Source organism: Micrococcus sp. KRD012, from assembly GCF_017168555.1.
Taxonomy (GTDB): Bacteria; Actinomycetota; Actinomycetes; order Actinomycetales; family Micrococcaceae; genus Micrococcus; species Micrococcus luteus.
This window is the reverse complement of sequence record NZ_JABFBB010000003.1, coordinates 438242-457775: the sequence shown is the minus strand read 5'-3', so window position 1 is coordinate 457775 and position 19534 is coordinate 438242. Positions and strand designations below refer to the sequence as shown.

At 71.5% G+C, this 19534-nt stretch carries 20 protein-coding genes and 1 tRNA gene; 14 read left to right on the top strand and 7 right to left on the bottom strand.

All coding sequences use genetic code 11. The annotated features are described in order from the left end of the window. Window positions 1–19: 19 nt before the first annotated feature. Entirely contained in the window at window positions 20–1075 is a 1056-nt protein-coding gene (locus J1M37_RS02555) for a type II glyceraldehyde-3-phosphate dehydrogenase (RefSeq protein WP_206452034.1), read from the top strand. A 106-nt stretch (window positions 1076–1181) separates the two neighbouring features. On the opposite strand, the gene J1M37_RS02550 is transcribed toward J1M37_RS02555, so the two are convergent. The 5 genes from J1M37_RS02550 to J1M37_RS02530 all read right to left on the bottom strand — a co-directional run bounded on the left by J1M37_RS02550 (window position 1182) and on the right by J1M37_RS02530 (window position 5544). After that, on the bottom strand, window positions 1182–2066 hold the full coding sequence (locus J1M37_RS02550; protein WP_049160235.1) for a fructose bisphosphate aldolase: 885 nt from the start codon (window positions 2064–2066) through the stop codon (window positions 1182–1184). Between the two features lie 96 nt (window positions 2067–2162). After that, the gene (locus J1M37_RS02545) at window positions 2163–2573 is read right to left on the bottom strand and encodes a four-helix bundle copper-binding protein (protein WP_044659891.1); all 411 of its coding nucleotides are present in this window, start codon (window positions 2571–2573) and stop codon (window positions 2163–2165) included. A 291-nt stretch (window positions 2574–2864) separates the two neighbouring features. Continuing rightward, entirely contained in the window at window positions 2865–3362 is a 498-nt protein-coding gene (locus J1M37_RS02540) for a DUF3105 domain-containing protein (protein WP_342345103.1), read from the bottom strand. 487 nt (window positions 3363–3849) lie between these two features. Next, window positions 3850–4695, bottom strand: coding sequence for an alpha/beta fold hydrolase (locus J1M37_RS02535; protein WP_206452033.1), 846 nt, complete (start codon window positions 4693–4695; stop codon window positions 3850–3852). Between the two features lie 87 nt (window positions 4696–4782). Further along, a complete protein-coding gene (locus J1M37_RS02530; protein WP_098471836.1) occupies window positions 4783–5544 on the bottom strand; it encodes a DUF72 domain-containing protein in 762 nt (253 codons plus the stop codon). A gap of 138 nt (window positions 5545–5682) precedes the next feature. Between J1M37_RS02530 and J1M37_RS02525 the strand changes: the two genes are divergently transcribed. The 10 genes from J1M37_RS02525 to J1M37_RS02480 all read left to right on the top strand — a co-directional run bounded on the left by J1M37_RS02525 (window position 5683) and on the right by J1M37_RS02480 (window position 14075). Then, entirely contained in the window at window positions 5683–5784 is a 102-nt protein-coding gene (locus J1M37_RS02525; RefSeq protein WP_199489685.1) for an AbgT family transporter, read from the top strand. Between the two features lie 61 nt (window positions 5785–5845). Then, window positions 5846–6802: a glutaminase A gene (gene glsA, locus J1M37_RS02520; RefSeq protein WP_206452032.1), complete on the top strand. Its 957-nt coding sequence runs from the start codon at window positions 5846–5848 to the stop codon at window positions 6800–6802. Window positions 6803–6855: 53 nt separating this feature from the next. Beyond that, window positions 6856–7750 (top strand): IS5 family transposase gene (locus tag J1M37_RS02515; protein WP_206452031.1). Its coding sequence is split into 2 segments (ribosomal slippage): window positions 6856–7212 and window positions 7214–7750, totalling 894 coding nucleotides; the frame shifts between segments, so codons are not numbered across the junction. Window positions 7751–7839: 89 nt separating this feature from the next. Further along, complete coding sequence (locus J1M37_RS02510; protein ID WP_241250745.1) at window positions 7840–8778, top strand: SDR family oxidoreductase; 939 nt, start codon at window positions 7840–7842, stop codon at window positions 8776–8778. After that, window positions 8775–9845: a nucleoside hydrolase gene (locus tag J1M37_RS02505; RefSeq protein ID WP_206452030.1), complete on the top strand. Its 1071-nt coding sequence runs from the start codon at window positions 8775–8777 to the stop codon at window positions 9843–9845. Before J1M37_RS02510 ends, J1M37_RS02505 begins: the two co-directional genes overlap by 4 nt. Window positions 9846–9925: 80 nt before the next feature. Further along, window positions 9926–10759: an aldo/keto reductase gene (locus J1M37_RS02500; RefSeq protein WP_044659469.1), complete on the top strand. Its 834-nt coding sequence runs from the start codon at window positions 9926–9928 to the stop codon at window positions 10757–10759. Between the two features lie 131 nt (window positions 10760–10890). After that, window positions 10891–11814, top strand: a complete 924-nt coding sequence (locus tag J1M37_RS02495; RefSeq protein WP_078026177.1) for a phage holin family protein — start codon at window positions 10891–10893, stop codon at window positions 11812–11814. 153 nt (window positions 11815–11967) lie between these two features. Continuing rightward, entirely contained in the window at window positions 11968–12609 is a 642-nt protein-coding gene (locus tag J1M37_RS02490; RefSeq protein ID WP_020624488.1) for a CDP-alcohol phosphatidyltransferase family protein, read from the top strand. A gap of 126 nt (window positions 12610–12735) precedes the next feature. Further along, window positions 12736–13956: a glycosyltransferase gene (locus tag J1M37_RS02485; RefSeq protein WP_020624489.1), complete on the top strand. Its 1221-nt coding sequence runs from the start codon at window positions 12736–12738 to the stop codon at window positions 13954–13956. A gap of 45 nt (window positions 13957–14001) precedes the next feature. Further along, window positions 14002–14075: transfer RNA gene (locus J1M37_RS02480), tRNA-Ile, on the top strand. A gap of 61 nt (window positions 14076–14136) precedes the next feature. Here J1M37_RS02480 and J1M37_RS02475 read toward each other — a convergent pair. Next, window positions 14137–15021: a LysM peptidoglycan-binding domain-containing C40 family peptidase gene (locus tag J1M37_RS02475; RefSeq protein ID WP_036339471.1), complete on the bottom strand. Its 885-nt coding sequence runs from the start codon at window positions 15019–15021 to the stop codon at window positions 14137–14139. 312 nt (window positions 15022–15333) lie between these two features. On the opposite strand from J1M37_RS02475, the gene J1M37_RS02470 reads away from it, so the two are divergent. After that, a complete protein-coding gene (locus J1M37_RS02470) occupies window positions 15334–16536 on the top strand; it encodes a glycosyltransferase (protein WP_206452029.1) in 1203 nt (400 codons plus the stop codon). On the opposite strand, the gene J1M37_RS02465 is transcribed toward J1M37_RS02470, so the two are convergent. Further along, window positions 16472–17140 carry a murein hydrolase activator EnvC family protein gene (locus tag J1M37_RS02465; protein WP_240968783.1) on the bottom strand — a complete coding sequence of 223 codons (669 nt, stop codon included), beginning with the start codon at window positions 17138–17140 and terminating at the stop codon, window positions 16472–16474. The genes J1M37_RS02470 and J1M37_RS02465 overlap by 65 nt on opposite strands. Window positions 17141–17544: 404 nt before the next feature. On the opposite strand from J1M37_RS02465, the gene rpsB reads away from it, so the two are divergent. Together rpsB and tsf are read left to right on the top strand one after the other, a co-directional pair. After that, on the top strand, window positions 17545–18417 hold the full coding sequence (rpsB, locus tag J1M37_RS02460; RefSeq protein WP_170721398.1) for a 30S ribosomal protein S2: 873 nt from the start codon (window positions 17545–17547) through the stop codon (window positions 18415–18417). 103 nt (window positions 18418–18520) lie between these two features. After that, window positions 18521–19357, top strand: a complete 837-nt coding sequence (gene tsf, locus J1M37_RS02455; protein ID WP_010079157.1) for a translation elongation factor Ts — start codon at window positions 18521–18523, stop codon at window positions 19355–19357. Window positions 19358–19534 lie beyond the last annotated feature (177 nt).

Sequence of the window (19534 nt, the reverse complement as noted above, 5' to 3'; positions counted from 1 at the left end):
TCCAGGAAAGGAGACGAGCATGCAGGACAAGATCAAGGTCGCGGTGAACGGGTACGGGGTCATCGGCAAACGCGTCGCCGACGCGGTCCGGGCCCAGGAGGACATGGCGCTGGTCGGAGTCAGTGACGTCATCGCTGACTACCGGATCGCGACTGCGGCCGGGAAGGGTATCCCCGTCTACGCCTCTACCGAGCAGGCCCTACCGGTGATGGCGGATGCCGGCCTTCCCGTCGTCGGAGGCCTGCACGACCTGCTCGAGAACGTTGACGTCGTGGTGGACTGCACCCCGGCCCAGGTGGGCGCCGGCAACCTGGAGCTCTACCGTGCCCACGGGGTCAAATCCGTGTTCCAGGGCGGGGAGAAGCACGATCTCACCGGCCACTCCTTCGTCGCCCACGCCAACTACGCCACCGCCCTGGGCCGGGACAGCACCCGGGTGGTGTCCTGCAATACCACCGCCACCGTCCGGGCCCTTACCGCGCTGAAGGACGTCGGACTGCTGTCCAAGGCCCGGGGGGTGCTCATCCGCCGGGCCACCGATCCGTGGGAATCGGACCACTCGGGGATCATGAACACCATCGTCCCCGAGGGCCGAATCCCCAGCCATCAGGGGCCCGACGCCCAGTCGGTGGTCCCGGACCTGGACGTGGTCACCATGGCCGCCAAGGGAGCCCACACTCAGAACCACCTGCACTACTGGACGATCGAGCTCATCCGCCCGGCCGAGAAGCAGGAGGTGTTGGAGGCGTTCCGGGCGATGCCGCGGATCGCCTTCGTCCGGCGCTCGGACGGCGTCGTGGCGGTCAATAGCACCGTGGAACTCATGGAGGACCTGGGCCGGCCCCGGGGTGATATGTATGAGGTGGCCCTCTGGGAAGACATCCTCACCGTGGACGGCAACGAGCTGTACTACACCTACACGGTGGACAACCAGGCGATCGTCGTCCCCGAGAACATCGACGCGATCCGGGCCCTCACCGGAACCGTCGACGACGGCGGCGAGTCCATCCGGCGCACCGACCGCGCCTTGGGGGTGCGCCAGGACTTCGTGCGCTCCTCGGTGGCTGCCCGTTGAACTGCGCGGCAGACGCCGCTGAGGCGGTGCCCGGCCCCAGGAATGGGGGGTGGTCGGACACCGCTTCGGCGGCCGCGGACTACCGCAGCGGTCCTATGGCCTCCGGTCAGGTGCGAGAGGCCGTCGCGATCGCGTTGATGGCCTCATCCAACACCGCATTGAACTGCGCTGGGCTCTGGGCCGTACTCAGCCCTTCGGTCAGGGCGCGGGAGAAGCTGGCGATCACGCCGTGGTTGCGGGCCAGCAGGGTGGTGGCCTGGGCCCGGGTATAGCCGCCCGACAGGGCCAGGACGCGGATCACTCGGGGATGGTCCACGAACTCGCGGTAGAAGTCCGCCCGCTCCGGCAGCGTCACTTTGAGGATGACCGACTGGTCGTCTCCGAGCTTGTCCAGTTGGGCGAGGATTGCCGCCTTGAGCTGGTCCTCCACCTCGGCCTTGCGGGGGCTGCGGATATCCACCTCGGGCTCGATGATGGGCACCAGCCCGGTAACGAGGATCTGACGGGCGAGCCCGAACTGCTGCTCCACGACGGAGCCCACCCCGTCCCCGGGCAGCTTGATGACCGAGCGCATCTTCGTCCCGAACATGTGCTTTTCGACGGCTCGGGACAGTAAGTCATCCAGGTGCGGGATGGGTTTCATGAGCTGGGCGCCTTGCTGTTCCGGGGCCAAGCCCTGGTCGATTTTGAGGAAGGGCACGATGCCTTTGCTGTTCCACAGGTAGTCGCCCGTGGGGGAACCCTCCACCTGGCGGTTCATTGTGTTCTCGAACAGGATGGCCCCCATGACGCGCTCACCGTCGAAGCTGGGGCTGGTGATGATACGTGTGCGCACCTGGTGTACCAGGTCGAACATCTCCTCTGGGCCGGAGTAGGCATCCTTGTCGATCCCGTAGAGGTGCAAGGCCGCCGGGGTGCTGCCCCCGCTCTGGTCCAGCGCCGCGACGAATCCGGCACCGTTCCTGACCCTCTGATACTTCTCCGAGTCCATGGGAGCCTTCCGCGGCGAGGGAGCACGGTGGTCCGGGTTCCCTGCGCGCGTCATGGACGACTGGCCGCCCTCAAGGGGGAACGGTCATCAGCAGGCTCAACCCAGGGTGACGAGCAAGTCCGCGCAGGCCTGCTCACACCGGCGGCAGGCCTCGGCACACACCTTGCAGTGCTCGTGCATCTGGGCGTGGCTCTCGCATTCGTCCCCGCACGTCTTGCAGGCGGCCCGGCAGGCCTCGAGCAGGGCGCGGGTGGTCTCGACGTTGGTGCCGGTCTGCCGGGACAGCATCCGGCCTGTGGCGGCGCAAACATCGGCGCAGTCCAGGTTCAACCGGATGCACTGCCTCAGGTCGGCCACCATGTCCTCGGCCAGGCAGGCGTCCGCGCAGGCGGTGCACGTCTGGGCGCACTCGAAGCAGGCCTGGATGCATTCGGCCAGTTTCTGCCGATCGATGTTCCCCACCTCCTTCGGGTAGGTCTCCAGCATGGCGCTCACGTGATGGGTCATGATGTGCTCCTTCGTCGATCTGATCCGACGCACCGGCCTTCGCCGGCCCGCCCTGCCATCGACTGTAGACCGCCCCGCCGACGCGGGTGAAGGGCTCAACCTTGAAGGTTCCGTGAAGATCGCCGGCCACGGAGGCCCGCGGACTCCTTTACGGGCAGGGATGACGCAGGTGTGACCAGCCGCCCCTCAGCCCGGCCGACGGCCCTGAGGACCACGCCGACGGGGAGGACCAGCAGGGCTCGCCTCAACGTGGATCCTGTCGGACCGGACGGTCGGTGTCGGGAAGAGCGCTTATGCGATCCGACCAGGGGCGTCGAGGCCGCCGGTGCAGGCCGCCCCGGGCTCAGGCGCGTCGGGGGACTGCCAGTACTCGGCCACGAACTGCTCGATCCGTTCATCCTCCGGGGAATCCACCGCCACCTGCGCCTGCCAGGCCGAAAGCACGATGGGCGAATCCAGGCCCTCGTAGGGGGCCAGGACGACATAGGCGTCCGGTAGGGCCGTCCGCAGGGCATCGACTTGCTCCTGTGAGAGCGCCTCGGAATCGTAGGCGACCCAGGCGGCACCGTGCTCCAAAGCGTGCACGGCATTCTCGTTGGGTACTGGTTCGGTGTAGACCCCACAGTTGAGCCAGGCGCCGGCATGATCGCCACCCACCGGCGGCGACTGCTCGTAGTCCACAGGGGTGCTCACGTGGTTAGCGCTGAGCCCCTCGAAGGTCTGCAGCCCGGCGATCTCAATGTCCTCCCGAGCCTGGGGCGGAGGATTCTGAATCACGGCGAGTGTCACCAGCCCGCCGACCACGGCGATGGCGGTGAGCGCTCCCGCTCCGACCGGAACCTTCCGCCGACGTTCAGCCTTGGCTTCCGGGACTGGTGTGTGATCAGGTGCCAGGTGGATCGAGCCGCCTGGCTGGCATCGGACGGAACCGGGGCACGACGCCGTCGGCGACGTCGGGGCACAGGAGAAGGCGTGCCGTCTCGTAGCCTGCCGTTCGTGGCGGGGCAGGTCTGGGATCTGCTCGGCTTCGGTAGACGCGCGTCGCCGTGGAGGGAGCTTCGTCGATGACGGTCTTCGGGATCATCTGGCTCAGTGTGCTCACCCACCTGCCGTCCGGAATCGACCCGTTCCGGGCCGTGTGCCTCCATCTGGGGGCAGCCGCGCTCAGCGGCTTCATCCTCCACGTGCTGACGGGCGGTTCTGCCGACCGGGCGGCATGCACCACCCCCGCGAGCGCCGTCTCGCGTCCCGCACTCTAATGTGCCCGCCCGCGCCCTCACTCCGCCAGGAACCCCAGCAGGATCCGGTTGAACTCCTCGGAGTGGCTGATGCTGAATCCGTGCGGGGCGTCCTTGACCAGTTCGACGCGGCTGCCGTCGATCGCCTTGTGCGTCCGCTTGCCGGAGCCCTTGAACGGCACGATCTGGTCGGCGTCGCCGTGCAGGACCAGGGCCGGCACGGTCACCGCCGGCAGGTCGCGGCGGAAGTCGGTGGCCCCGAACGCGTCCATGCAGGCCAGCGCCGCCGTCTGGTCGGACTGCAGCGCCATCCGGATGGCCTCCTGGCGCTGCTCCTCGGTGACCTTGAGGCTGCTGGTCAGACCGGCCAGCTTGGGGGTGGAGAAGAACGTCGTCGTGAAGTCGTCGAAGAACGACTCGCGGTCCTTCTCGAGGCCCGCCCACATCTCGGCGGCCTGCTTCTCGGTCAGCGGGCCGTCGGGGTTGTCGTCGGTCTTCAGCAGGTACGGGGGCACCGCGCCGGCGAACACCACCGAGTGGATCCGGTCCGAGCCGAACCGGGACATGTAGCGCGCCACCTCGCCACCGCCCATCGAGAAGCCCACGAGCGTCACGTCACGCAGGTCGAGCTCGGTGAGCAGACCGTGCAGGTCGGCGGTCATCGTGTCGTAGTCGTAGCCGCCGGCGGGCTTCTCCGAGACGCCGAAGCCCCGCCGGTCATAGGTGATCACGCGGTAGTGCGGGGACAGGGCTGCGACCTGGTCCTTCCACGAGTCGAGGGTCAGCGGCCAGCCGTGGATGAGGACGACGGGACGCCCGTGGCCGGCCTCCTCCACGTTCAGCCCGATCGTGCCGTGGTCCGTGGGGATCTGCCTGAGGGTCATGTGCGTCTGCCTTCCTGTGCTCTCGGGGGACGACGGCGGCGCTCGGCCGCCGCTTCCTCCTCACGCTAGGCACGCGCTCGGCACGTGTCAGGCTTCGGTCTCCGCCATCCTGCGCAGCGTCAGCGCGTTGAACGCGGCGTGGCCGTGGTTGTCGTTGTTGAAGTAGACGTAGGCGGGGCGCGCGCCCGCCGCGTCCCCGGCCGGGCCGCCGTCGTCCGCGCCCGTCAGCTCCCGCAGCCGCCCCACCCAGGGTGCGAGCTCGGCATCGGAGAACGATCCGCCGTAGCGCCAGTCCGGGTCCGCGTTGTGGAAGCGCACGTAGGCGAGGCGCCCGGTCGCGCGCAGCACCGGCTCCCGCCCGGCGATCACCGAGACCACGAACCCCGCCCCGTGCCGGTCGAGGAGGTCGAACACATCCTCGTCCAGCCAGGACTCGTGCTGGACTTCCACCGCCACGCGCACCCTCTCGGGCAGCAGGCCGAGGAACCCGGCGAGCCGGTCGTCGTCCCGGTGCAGGTGGGCCGGCAGCTGCAGCAGCAGCGGCCCGGCGTGGTCACCGAGCAGGTCCAGGGTGTGCACGATGCGCTCCACCCAGTCCTGCGGCTCGTTGAGCTTGCGGTAGTGGGTGAGGTAGCGGGAGGCCTTGACGGCCATCTCGAAGCCGGCGGGCAGGCGCTCGCGCCATGCCTCGACGGTGCTGTCCGCCGGCCAGCGGTAGTGGGAGCCGTTGAGCTCGACCGTCCGGAAGCGCTCCGTGTAGTGGTCGAGCTGATCGGCGATCCGCAGCCCCTGCGGGTAGAAGGTCCCGCGCCAGTGCTTGTAGGTCCAGCCGGAGGTCCCGATCCGCACGTCCATCCCCCGACGATAGCCCCGGCCCGGGTCCCCGGGTCTTGCCTTGACTCGCCGCGGCAGGCGTAGCGTCCCGCTGATCATCGCGGTGGCTCAGAGGTACGACCGGAAGATGGGCATGACTCCCTGATCGCCACGATGCTCCCGTCCTCGATCGCCTTCCTGCCCGCGTGGACCGGCATGGTCATCGGCTGGATGTGGCTGGACCTGCCGCTGGGCCCGAATGCCCCGGTCCAGTGAACGCCGTGACCGGCCCGGCACCCGCCCGCGACCCGGGCGCCCGCCCACTACTGTGACAGGAATGGACACGACGCGATTCGACGACGACCTGCGCGCGATGCTCGACGAGGTGGAGTCCGACCGCCGCGGCGAGCCCTCCGACTACCTCGAGGACGTCGCCGGCCAGCATGTGGACGGCCTCGCCGTGGCGGTGTGCACGGTGGACGGCCACCAGGCCGCCGCCGGGGAGACCGAGCACGCCTTCGCGCTGCAGTCGGTCTCCAAGGTCCTCACCTACGCGGTGGTGCTGCAGGAGATCGGCCTGGACCACGTGCTGGAGGACGTGGGCGTCGAGCCCTCCGGTGAGTCGTTCAACCACCTGTCCCTGCACGACGACGGCCGGCCGTGCAACCCGCTGATCAACGCCGGCGCCATCCTGGTCCACTCCCTCCTGCCCGCCGGGGACGAGGATGAGCGGACGGGCCTGCTGCTGCGCCGCTACAGCGCGCTGGCCGGCGTCGAGCTGGAGGTCTGCGAGGACGTCCTCGACGCCGAGCGCACCCGCGCCGACCGCAACCTGGGCCTGGCCCACCTGCTCGCCGACGCCGGCCGGCTGCCCATCTCGGCCCGCGAGGCCGTGGCCGGGTACCTCGCGCAGTGCTCGGTCCTGGTCACCGCACCCCAGCTGGCCGTCATGGGCGCCACCCTCGCCGCTGGCGGCACGAACCCCGTGACGGGGGAGCGGGTGCTGGACGAGTGGGTGGCGCAGCAGGCGATGTCCGTGATGCTCACCTGCGGCATGTACGACGCCAGCGGCCAGTGGGTGGCCGAGGTCGGCGTGCCCGCGAAGTCCGGCGTCTCGGGCGCGCTGCTCGGCGCCGTGCCCGGGGCCCTGGGCCTCGCCACGTGGTCGCCGCGCCTGGATGAGCAAGGTAACTCCCGGCGTGGCATCGGGTTGTTCGAGGGGCTCAGCGCGCGCTGGGACCTGCACGTGCTCCAGCACCGTGGCGCCCTGCGCGGCCTCAGCGGGCCCCGCTGACGCCTAGGGCGTGTCTGAGAATAGATGCACGAGTCAGCTGAGACCCTGGGGACATGTCCCGGTTCCAGATGCTCTCTGACACCCAATGGGAGTTGATCGCCCCGATGCTCCCGACCCGGACCGGCCGCGCCGGCAGGCCGTTCGCCGACGCCCGCACCATGGTGGAGGCGATCATCTACCGATACAGGTGCGGAATCGCTTGGAGGGATCTGCCCGAGGTCTACGGGCCCTGGCAGACCGTGTGGACCTGGCATCGGCGCTTGGCCGAAGAAGGCACATGGGACACGGTGCTGGCCACGCTGACCGCCGCCGCTGACGCCGAAGGCCTGATCGATTGGTCGGTCTCGGTGGACTCCACGATCGCCCGCGCCCACCAGCACGCGACGAACATCACCCGCCACACAGGGGGATGGGTCGAACTACAAGAATCCGCGTGAGGAACCGGCCGATCACGGCATCGGGCGCTCCCGTGGCGGGCTGAGCACGAAGATCCATCAGCTCGTCGATGGGACCGGGCTGCCGCTGGTCAGCCTGATCACCCCCGGCCAGGCAGGGGACTCCCCGATGCTGCTTCCTCTTCTGGAGCAGCTGCGCGTGACCCGGCCAGTAGGGCGGCCCCGGACCCGCCCTGCGGCGGTGCTGGGCGACAAGGCGTACTCCTCCCGGGCGATCCGCACCCACCTACGCGCCCGTGGGATCAAAGCGGTCATCCCCGAACCGGCCGACCAGCAGGGCCACCGCAGACGGCGCGGTGCCCGCGGCGGGCGCCCCATTGGCCTCGACGCGGACGCCTACAAGGGCCGCAACGTCATCGAGCGTCAGTACGCGCACCTGAAGCAGTGGCGGGGTCTGGCGACCCGGTATGACAAGTACGCGATCGTCTACCGGTCCGCTGTGGTGCTGAATGCTGTGATCGCATGGTCCAAACGATTGTCAGACATGCCCTAGCCGCCGCGCCGCCGTCGCGAGGGCCACGCCGACGACGCCGCGCCCCGTCCCTTGTCACCCTCTGACGCGCGCCGCGTAGCATCCGGCCCATGACCACTCCAGAGAAGAAGGACGACGCCCCCGCGATCCCCGTGCAGGACTCCCAGCTGGCCCATGACGACCCGCGCACCCGCCACCCGAAGCTCCATATCACCAAGCAGCGCCAGCCCGAGCCGGGCCTGGACGTGAAGACGGATCCCGTCCCGGACATCGGTCTGGACTCGTACCGGGGGATGGGTCGGCTGACCGGCCGCAAGGCCCTGATCACCGGCGGGGACTCCGGCATCGGTGCCGCGGTCGCCATCGCCTACGCCCGTGAGGGTGCGGACGTCGCCATCGCCTACCTGCCTCAGGAGCAGCCCGACGCCGACCGCGTCCTGGCGGCGATCGAGGCGGCCGGGCGCACCGCCGTCGCGCTGCCGGGCGACCTGATGGACGCCGACTACCGCGCCTCCCTCGTGGACGAGGCCGCGCAGCGCCTCGGCGGCCTGGACATCCTCGTGAACAACGCGGGCAAGCAGTTCATCTCCGATGACCTGACCGATCTCACCGACGAGCAGGTCCACGAGACGTTCCAGATCAACATCATGTCCATGTTCACGCTCAGCCGCGCCGCGCTGAAGCACATGGGCCCGGGTAGCACGATCGTGAACACCACCTCGGTGCAGGCCTACAACCCCAACCCGAGGCTTCTCGACTACGCGGCCACCAAGGGCGCCATCAACAATTTCACCAAGGGCCTGGCCGAGCAGCTCGGCCCGAAGGGCATCCGTGTCAACGCGGTGGCGCCCGGGCCCATCTGGACGGTGCAGCACGTGTCCTACGGCGAGCCCGAGGAGAAGCTGCCCGAGTTCGGCCACAGCACCCCCATCGGCCGCGCCGGCCAGCCCGTGGAGATGGCGCCCGCCTACGTGTTCCTGGCCTCGGGCGAGTCCAGCTACGTCAACGGCGAAACCCTCAACGCCAACGGCGGCACGCCCACCCCGTGACCGCCCGCCTCCTCGCCGACGTCGACACCGGCATCGACGATGCCTGCGCCCTGCTTTACCTCGTGGGCGCCCACCGCCTCGGCGCCGGTCCCGAGCTCGCGGCCGTCACCACCACGGGCGGCAACGCGACCGCCCGGGACTGCGCCCTCAACACCGCCGCGGTGCTGGACCTGGCCGGTCGGGCCGACGTCGAGGTGGCCGTCGGTGCCGAGACCCCGCTGCGCCGCCCTGCGGTCACCACCCCGGAGACCCACGGCGACGGCGGTCTCGGCCATGCCCGGATCGTTCGGCGCCCCGAGCGGCTCTCGTCCCGGCCCGCCGTGGACGTGTGGCTGGACGAGCTGCGGGCCCACCCCGGGGAGACGACGATCCTCTGCACCGCGCCGCTGACGAACCTGGCCCTCGCTCTGCGCGCCGAGCCGCGCCTGCCGTTCCTCGCCCGCGGCATCGTGATCATGGGCGGCTCCTTCTATCATCCGGGCAACACCACGCCCACCGCCGAGTGGAACACCTGGGTGGACCCGGACGCCGCGAAGGAGGTGTTCACGGCCTTCGAGGGCCTGCCCGAGGACCGCCTGCCGATCGTCTGCGCGCTCGAGACCACGGAGCGGATCGAGTACACGCCCGCCCTGCTGGACGGCCTCCTGGCCGACGCCGGCGCCCACCCCGTCGGCTGGTCCGCGGACCGACCGCGGGTCGCCGGACCGGACGCCGCGACCGGCAGCCCCGTCCTGGACGTGCTCGCCGACGCGCTGCGCTTCTACTTCGAGTTCCACCACGACTACGACCAGGGCTACATCGCGCACCTGCACGACCTCTTCGCCGCCCAGGTGGCCGCGGGCCAGGCCCGCATCGCCACGCGGGCCACCGTCGTCGACGTCGAGGCGGACTCGGAGCTGCTGCGCGGCACCACCGTCCACGACACGCGGGACATCTGGGGCCGGCGCCCCAACGCCCGGCTCGTCACGGCCAACGACCCCGCTGAGGTGTTCGCGGCCTTCGCCCGCGCGGTGGGCGCCGTCGTCGCGGGGGAGCGGACGCCCGACGGCGGCGCCCCGGCCCGGTGACCGCCGTCGGGAATGCCCCCCGTCCGCGTGCGGTTGCACCCGAGGCATCCGCCCGACCCCGACCCTCCAGGAGCTCCCTCATGACCGACGTTCCCACCGTCCCCTTCCACGACGGCCAGCAGATCCCGCAGCTCGGGCTCGGCGTGTGGCAGGTCGAGGACGACGTCGCGGCCGACGTCGTCGAGCAGGCGATCCGCGCCGGCTACCGCCACATCGACACCGCCGCGATCTACGGGAACGAGGAGGGCGTGGGCCGCGGCATCGCCGCGTCCGGCGTCGCCCGCGAGGAGCTGTTCCTCACCACCAAGGTGTGGAACTCGGACCAGGGCTACGAGGAGGCGCTCGCCGCCCTCGACGTCTCGCTCGACAAGCTCGGCACCGACTACGTCGACCTCTACCTCATCCACTGGGCCAAGCCGGCGCAGGGGAAGTACCTGGACACCTGGAAGGCCCTGATCGAGGCGCAGAAGCAGGGCAAGGTGCGCTCGATCGGCGTCTCCAACTTCCCGGCCGCCCAGCTCGAGGAGATCATCGAGGCCACCGGCGTGGTGCCCGTGATCCACCAGGTCGAGACCCACCCGTACTGGCAGCAGCGCGAGCTGCGCGAGGTCGAGGGCCGCCACGGCATCGTCCACGAGTCCTGGTCCCCGCTCGGTCAGGGCGGCGACCTCCTCGCCGACCCCGTGGTCACGGAGATCGCCGAGGCCCGCGGCGCGACGCCGGCCCAGGTGGTCATCGCGTGGCACCTCGCCCACGGCTTCGTGGTCATCCCCAAGTCCGTGACGCCCGAGCGCATCGTCTCGAACCTCGAGGCCGCGGGGGTGGAGCTGACCGACGACGACGTCGCCCGGATCGACGCCCTCGACCGCGAGGACGGCCGTCTCGGCCCCGACCCGGCGGTCATCGACTTCTGATCCAGCCGCCATCGCGCGCACCCGGCCCGTCCCCCTGGGGGCGGGCCGGTGATAGCTTTGCTCGAGAATGCCCGGCGACCGCCGCGCCGCCCGGGCGCATCTGTCCAGGCACTCCACGGAAGGCATGCACCATGTCCCACCAGGCTCCCCCCGCCGATGCGTCGAAGGTCCGCGCGCCGCGGACCGCCGTCCCGGTGACCCCGCAGACCCGCGCGAGCTCGCTGACCGACCTGCTCGGCGCCGTCGTGCGCCTGTTGCCCCTGCAGATGAAGGACGAGCTCGAGCTCGCCAAGAGGCACGTGGCCGCGAAGGGCAAGAAGGCCGGCATCGGCGCCGGCATCGCGGTGGTGGGCCTGTTCTTCCTCGCACTCATGGTGGTCGCCCTCGTGGTGACCCTGATCGGCGCCTTCGCCGACCCGACCTTCTGGTTCCCGGCGCTGATGGTGGCGCTGGCGTTCCTCGTGCTCGGCCTGATCTTCGCCGGCGTCGGCCTCATGATGGTCAAGGGCGCCATGCCGCTCGTGCCGCAGGAGATCGTGCGCAACCTCGAGTACGACCTCGGCTACCTCAAGGAGGGCAACGCCTTCGATCCGGCCGAGTACGACCGCCTCAAGGCGGAGCGCGCCGAGGCCAAGCGTGTCGAGGCCGCCCGCGAGGCCGAGCGGAAGAAGGTGGAGAAGGAGGAGAACAAGAAGGCCCGCAAGAACGGCGAGGCCGCTCCCCATCCGGACCGCGCCGACGCCAGCGAGGCGGAGATCCGTCGCCGTGCCGACCTGCGCCGCCGCCACCTGGGCGACATCCGCTCCGGCCTGGACGAGAAGACCAGCGTGAAGGGCCAGCTCGCGGCCTTCGCCGCGCAGCGCAAGGGTCGCGGCGTCACCCCCGAGACCGCACACGCCACCGAGCAGACCGCGCCGTTCACCGGTGCCGCCCGCGCGGGGGAGCGGACCGCCGAGGCCGAGGACTACGTGAAGGACAACTGGCAGCCGCTCGCGCTGCTCGGCGCCTCCTCCGCCGCGTTCGTGGCGCTCGCCGGCCGCCTGCGCCGCCGCTGACCCGGGGGGGTGCCCGCCCTCCCCGGCCCCTGAGGCCCCGATCCCCACGGATCGGGGCCTCGTCGTCTGCGGGGAGGGGCGACGGCGTCGGTAGGCTGGGCGTGTGGGGCGCCCGGCGGGGGCGTCCGCCCGCGGACCCTGGAGGAGCGACCCATGCGTGTGATCGACGTCGGCCTGCGCGAGGGCCACGAGTACCGCGTCCGCGACACCTGGCTGACCGTGCCGAACCTCATCACCCTGGCCCGCTTCGCCCTGGTCCCGGTGTTCGTGTGGCTCACCGTCGACGGCCGGCACCTGGACGCGTTCGTGATCCTGGCGGTGCTCTCCGGCACGGACTGGGTGGACGGCTACGTGGCGCGCCGGTTCGACATGATCTCCACGGTCGGGCGGTGGCTCGACCCGGTGGCGGACCGCCTCTCCCTGCTGGTGGTGGCCGTGACGTTCGTGGCCACCGGTATCGCCCCGCTCTGGCTCGCCCTGGCCATCGCGATCCCGGACCTCGTGCTCGCCGCCGTGTGCCTGTGGCTGTTCGGCGGCAGCCCGGACCTGCCGGTCACGGTCCTGGGCAAGGTGCGCACCGCGCTGCTGCTGGTGGGCACGCCCCTGCTGCTGCTCGCCCGTGTGCCGGGGGTCGACGGCGGCCCGTGGAGCGGCGTGGCCCTGGCTCTGGTCGGCGCCGGTTGCCTGCTGCACATCCTCGCCGCGGGGGACTACCTCGTGCGCGCGGTGGGCAAGGCCCGCGGCCTGCGGGCGGACGGTCAGGACCCGCGCGAGCACCCGTCCCGCCGGGGCTGACCCCCTCGCGCATCCTCGTGCCGGCGCCGACGGTTGCTACCGTGGGACGCGCGCCGTGCCCGCGGCCGATCCTCACGGCACGGGCCGGGCGCCGTCGTGCCATCGCCACCACAGAGAGGGACCGCCGTGTCCGACCGTCCCGGGATCGCCGCCGACCGCCCCCTGAAGGTGCTGATCGCCGCAGACACCTATCCGCCGCACGTCAACGGGGCCGCCACCTTCGGCCACCGCCTCGCCACGGCGCTGCACGCGCGCGGCCACGAGGTCCACGTCGTGATGCCGCGCAGTGACGCCGGCCCGGACACCGTGGAGCACCGGCCGGAGGCCACCGTGCACCTGCTGCGCTCCCTGCCGGCGCCGACGCACGAGTACTACCGTGTGGTGCTCCCGCGGCATGCCAAGATCTCCTTCCGCCGCATCTACCGCGAGGTCCAGCCGGACGTCGTGCACGCCCAGTGCCACTACATGATCGGCGAGGCCGCCATCAACGAGGCCGAGCGGCGCCGCATCCGGATCGTCTCCACGAACCACTTCATGCCGGAGAACCTCGAGCCGTTCCTGCCGTTCCCGCAGTGGTTCCTGGACATCGTCTCCCGGGTGTCGTGGAAGGACATGGGTCGACTCATGGGCAAGGGCGCGGTGGTCACCACCCCCACGGCCCTCGCCGCGCAGGCCATGGCCGAGCACGCCGGCCTGGACAACGTTCTCCCGGTCTCCAACGGCATCGACGCGAGCGCCTACGAGCTGCAGCCGGGGGAGAGGGTGGACCATCCCGGCCATCCGGTCGTGCTCTTCGTGGGGCGGCTGGCCGTGGAGAAGAACGTGGAGGTGCTGATCCGTGCGATCGCGCACCTGGCCCGCACCCGCCCCGACCTGGACGTGCACGCCGAGATCGTCGGCGACGGCGAGCAGCGCGACCGCATCCGTGCCACGGTGGACGAGGAGGGGGTGGCCGACCGCGTCCTGCTGCGCGGCCACGTCTCCGAGGAGGAGCTGCGGGCGGCCTACCTGCGCGCCGACGTGTTCTGCCAGCCGGGCACGGCGGAGCTGCAGTCCCTCGTGACCCTCGAAGCGCTCAGCGCGTCCACCCCGGTGGTCCTCGCGGACGCCCTCGCGTTGCCCCACCTCGTGGACGAGGGCGTCAACGGCCACCTCTTCCCGCCCGGGGACCACGTGGCCCTGGCCGATCGGATCGCCCGGATCCTCGACCTCTCGGACGCGGACCGCGCCGCCATGGGCGAGGCGTCCCACGCGAAGGCCCTGCATCATTCCGCCCAGAAGACGGTGGACATCTTCGAGCGCCTCTACCGCGGCGCGACGGCCGCCGAGGTCCGCGCGATGCTCTGAGACCCGTCGGTAGGATGGGCGGGTCCCGCGCGATGCCGCGGGGGAGGGGCGTTAGCTCAGTCGGTCAGAGCAGGGGACTCATAATCCCTGGGTCGCGGGTTCAAGTCCCGCACGCCCTACAGAAAACGGCCCCCGGCCGCGCGGTATGGCGCGGGCCGGGGGCCGTCGTCGTGCCGGTGCTCAGTAGCGGGCGGCCACCGCGAGCATGTCGGACTTCATGATCGTCGTGGAGGTGAACACTAGGCCCGCGTCCTCGTTGAGGGCGTGGGCGAGCTGGCCGCCGCCCATGTACATGGCCGTGTGGTAGATGCGGCCGGTGGACTGGTTCGCATAGAACACGAGGTCGCCGGGCTGGGCCTGGGAGATCGGCACGTAGGACTTCGCGGCGAGGTACTGGTCGCCGGCGCGGCGCGGGATGGAGATGCCGGCCCGGGCCATGGCCTGCTGGGTGAGGCCGGAGCAGTCGAAGCCGGAGGGGCCGTTGCCGCCCCACACGTAATAGGAGGACGGGTTCCGGACGGCGGAGCGCACGTAGTCGACGGCAGCCTGCTTGGACGCGGGCGCCGGCGCAGGGGCGACGGCGGGGGCGCTGGAGGTGGAGACCGAGGTGGTCTTCAGGACCATCCCCGGGTGGAGCATGGTCGAGGAGCTCATGCCGTTGATGGACTGCAGGATCGAGGCGGACACCCCCGTGCGGTAGGAGATGATCCACCAGCCGTCGCCGGCCAGCACGGTGTAGGTCGAGCCCGAGGTGGACGGCGCCGGGGCCGGGGTCGGGGTGGCAGTGCCGGAGGTCTTGAGGACCATGCCGGGATGCAGCACGGTCGCGGCGGTCATGCCGTTGAGCGACTGCAACCTGGACATGGAGACGCCGGTGCGCTGGGCGATGATCCACCAGCCGTCGCCGGAGCGGACGGTGTAGGCGGTCTCGGCGGCCTGGGCGGTCTCGGCGACGGACACGGTGCCGACGCCGGTCAGGGCGGCGGCGCCCAGGGCGAGGGCCACGGAGGCGGCGGCGGTGCGGGGGGCGCGACGCACAGCGGCGTGCGAGGAGGTCACGGACATCGGATCTTCTTCCCGGACAGGACCTGCGGCCCGTGAGGGCGGTGCCTCCGGGCGATGCCCGGAACGAGGCCGGACCGCGGGTGCGAGTTGACGAGCAGTGCGGATGACCGGGTACGCGAGGACGCGGAGGAAGCCCCGGTGTGGCGGATCGGCTGTAACCGATCCGTGATCAAGATACACGATCGTTATCGAAACGCAATCAGAAATTCGGATGACGTCCAGGTGGCCGATCGGCGCTCGACGCGCCCCGGTCGGCACCTACCGTGCGCGGCTGTCCCCGCCCCTCTCCGGCGCGGCGCTAGCGTGGTGCGGGTGAGCCCCTCCCGCCCCCTGCGCCTGCTGATGGACGCCCGCTACACCCGCACCGACTTCCACGACGGCATCTCCCGCTACGGCGCGAGCCTCATCGAGGCGGTCGCCCGCCGGACCGACGCGCCGGGCCCGGAGGGGGCCGACGTCGAGGTCGAAGTCGCGATGCTGATCTCGGACGAACGACAGCTGGCCCTGCTCCCGGACGGCGTGCCGTGGCACCTCGTCTCCGGCCCCACCTCCCCACGCGAGCCGTTCGTGGCCCGTCAGGTCGCGCGCCTGCGACCGGACGTCGTCTTCTCGCCCATGCAGACCATGGGGTCGTGGGGGCGGGACTACGCGCTGATCCTCACGCTCCACGACCTCATCTACTACGAGCACCGCACCCCGCCGCGGAACCTGCCCGAGCCGATCCGCTGGCTGTGGCGGGCCTACCACCTGACCAAGACCCCGCAGCGGCTCCTGCTCGACCGCGCGGACGCGGTCGCCACGGTCTCCCGGACGACGGCGGAGCTCATCGACCGGCACCGCCTCACCCGGCGTCCGGTCCACGTCATCGCCAATGCGGCGCAGACGGTACCGGAGCCGCGTGACCCGGACGAGACCCCGGACCGCACGCTGCTCTACATGGGCTCGTTCATGGACTACAAGGACGTCGAGTCCCTCGTGGCGGCCGCGCCCCTGCTGCCGGGCTACGCGCTGCACCTGCTCTCCCGCATCAGCCCGGAGCGCCGCGGGCAGCTCGAGGCCCGGCTGGCCGCGCGCCGCGCCGCCGCGGGGGCCGCCGGCGCGGACGTGGTCTTCCACGACGGCACCGACGAGGCCGAGTACGTGCGCCTGCTCCGCCGGGCCACCGCGGCCGTCACCCTCTCCCGCGCCGAGGGCTTCGGCCTGCCCGTGGCCGAGGCGATGGCCCATGGCACGCCGGTGGTGTGCTCGGACCTGCCGATCTTCCGCGAGATCGCCGGCGCGGGCACCCCGTCCTTCCGGGGTGTCCCGCTCGAGGGGGACCGGGCGGCCGCGCTCGCGGCCCGTGTGCGGGAGCTCGAGGACCCCGCCGAGTTCGCCGCGGCCTCCCGGGCGAGCGTCGCCCAGGCGGCCCGGTTCAGCTGGGACGAGTCCGCCTGCCGGCTTCTGGACCTCACGGCCGCGCTGGGTGTGGCGCGGCGTGTGGCCAGAGCACGGACGGGCCGCTCCAGCCGATGAGCACCAGCGGGTCGAGGTAGCGGTCGAAGGCCGCGTCCCCCACCCGCCAGCCATCGGGCTCCCGCACGCCCCAGTGCACGCACGCCCGCGGGCAGTGGGGTGGCGTCCCGGCCAGCCGCCCCACGGGGTCGCCCGCGTCGACGACGGCCCCCACCGCGACGTCGGCCTCCACCGGCTCGAGGGAGCTGCGGGTCCCGTCCGCGTGCTCGAGGGTCAGCACGGGGCGGTCGACCACGACCCCGGCGAACACGACCCGACCCGCCGCCGGCGCCCGGACCACCGCGCCGGACGGCACGGCGAGGTCCACGCCCCGGTGCCCCCGACCCCACGGTCGCTCGGGCGCGACGAACGCGCGGAGCACGTCATCCGGGGCGGCGCCGGCAACGGGCGGGTGCCACGCGACCGGCGCGGCCGTCGCGTCCGGACCTGCCGGGGACGCCGCGACGAGCAGCAGCGCGTCGCGCGTGGACGGTGCGGGCGTGGACCGCGACACGGGGTCGAGGTCGCCCATCCCCAGGACGAGCCAGGCGAGGAGGGCTGCCGCGACGCACCCCGCGATGCGCGGACGCGGGATCGGACGGGGGAGGAGCGTGCGAGGGGTCATGGCGTCAGCCTGGCGTCCCGGGCGGCCGCGTGGCGGGCCCGCAGTCCGATCGTGGAGAGCGCCCGCCGCACCGGCCCCTGTGCAGGAGTCGGCGATGGGAGTGGACGCCCACCTGGGGTAGGATTCACCTCAGCGGTGTCCTGTGGCCGGCCCTGTGCTGTGCCCCGGACACCGACTCCGCGCATTGCGGTGGGTCGCTTCAGCGGCCCAGCCCCCACGCTCGGTCCCGTCCCCGCCGTCCTCCTGGAGAGGGCGTCGGCGCGGGTGCTCGTGGGGCCCGGCAGCCCGCCGTCGTGATGCCAGGGGCCGCCCGACCGGGCCGGCCGCCAACCGTCAAGAAATCGACCGGCAGACCGCCCGCGCGTGAAGCGCGGGGTGCCACGGCTGCCACAGAAGGGAACGTCATGCCCGTCGTGACCATGCGCCAGCTCCTCGACTCCGGTGTCCACTTCGGCCACCAGACCCGCCGCTGGAACCCCAAGATGAAGCGCTTCATCTTCACCGAGCGCAACGGCATCTACATCATCGACCTCCAGCAGTCGCTGTCCTACATCGACCGCGCCTACGAGTTCGTCAAGGAGACCGTCGCCCACGGCGGCACCATCCTGTTCGTCGGCACCAAGAAGCAGGCCCAGGAGGCCATCGCGGAGCAGGCCGGCCGCGTGGGCATGCCCTACGTGAACCACCGCTGGCTCGGCGGCATGCTGACCAACTTCTCCACCGTCTCCAAGCGCGTGCAGCGCATGAAGGAGCTCGAGGAGATCGACTTCGAGGACGTGGCCGGCTCGCAGTTCACCAAGAAGGAGCTGCTGCTGCTCAACCGTGAGCTGGAGAAGCTGCAGGCCAACCTCGGCGGCATCCGCAACATGGCCAAGACCCCCTCCGCCGTGTGGGTCGTGGACACCAAGAAGGAGCACCTGGCCGTCGACGAGGCCCAGAAGCTCGGCATCCCGGTCGTCGCCATCCTGGACACCAACTGCGATCCGGACGAGGTCGCCTACCCGATCCCGGGCAACGACGACGCCATCCGCTCCGTGAACCTGCTGACCCGCGTGGTCGCGGACGCCGTCGCCGAGGGCCTGATCGCCCGCCAGGGCGGCAAGTCCGGCCAGGCGGCCGCCGAGCCGATGGCCGAGTGGGAGCGCGAGCTGCTCGAGCAGCACAACGCCCAGCAGGCTGAGCAGGCCGAGGCCCCCGCCGCCGAGGCCCCCGCCGCCGAGGCGCCGGCCGAGCAGGCCGAGGCCCCCGCCGCCGAGGCCGCCCCGCAGGGCGAGTGATCCCGGCCGGCCCGTCGGCCCGGCCCCAGCCGGCCGGGCCGACGGGCCGGATCAGACCCCGAACATCCCGCACAACCCACACCACGGGAAGGACCGAACGAGCATGGCGAACTACACCGCTGCTGACATCAAGGCCCTGCGCGAGCGCACCGGCGCCGGCATGATGGACGTGAAGAAGGCTCTGGACGAGGCGGACGGCGACGCCGAGAAGGCTATCGAGATCATCCGCGTGAAGGGCCTCAAGGGCGCCACCAAGCGCGAGGGCCGCTCCGCCGCCGAGGGCCTCGTGGCCGCGACCGTCGAGAACGGCGTCGGCGTCATGATCGAGCTCAACTGCGAGACCGACTTCGTGGCCAAGGCCGACAAGTTCATTGCCCTGGGCGACGTGGTGCTGCGCGCCGCCGTCGCCTCCGGCGCCACCGACGTCGACGGCCTGCTGGCCTCCGACTACGAGGGCCGCACCCTGGGCGACTACGTGACCGAGGAGGGCGCCCTGCTGGGCGAGAAGGTGGCCGTGCGCCGCCTGGCCCGCGTGGAGGGCGCCTTCGTGGACGCCTACCTGCACAAGACCTCCAAGGACCTGCCGGCCCAGGTGGGCGTGCTCCTCGCCGTGGACGCCGACTCCGCCGACGCCAAGACCGCCGCGCACGACATCGCCGTGCACACCGCGGCCTACTCGCCCACGTACCTCACCCGTGAGGACGTGCCGGCCGAGACCGTCGAGAACGAGCGTCGCATCGCCGATGAGACCGCCCGTGCCGAGGGCAAGCCGGAGCAGGCCCTGCCGAAGATCGTGGAGGGCCGCCTGACCGGCTTCTTCAAGGAGATCGTGCTCGTGGACCAGCCGTTCGCGAAGGACCCGAAGCAGACCGTCGGCAAGGTCGCCTCCGACGCCGGCACCAACGTCACCGGGTTCGCCCGCTTCCGCGTCGGCAACTGACCGCCGCACCCGGACCGGCCGCTCCCGGTCCACGCCCCGCGGGGGCGTAGGATCGGGAGCGACCCGAGGTCCACTCCGGCGCCGGACGGCGCCGACGACCATCGCATGACGGGGTGGCCGCCCCGACCGGGCGGCCACCCCGTCCGCGTGTCCGCCCCCGGACGGCCGTCCCCGGCC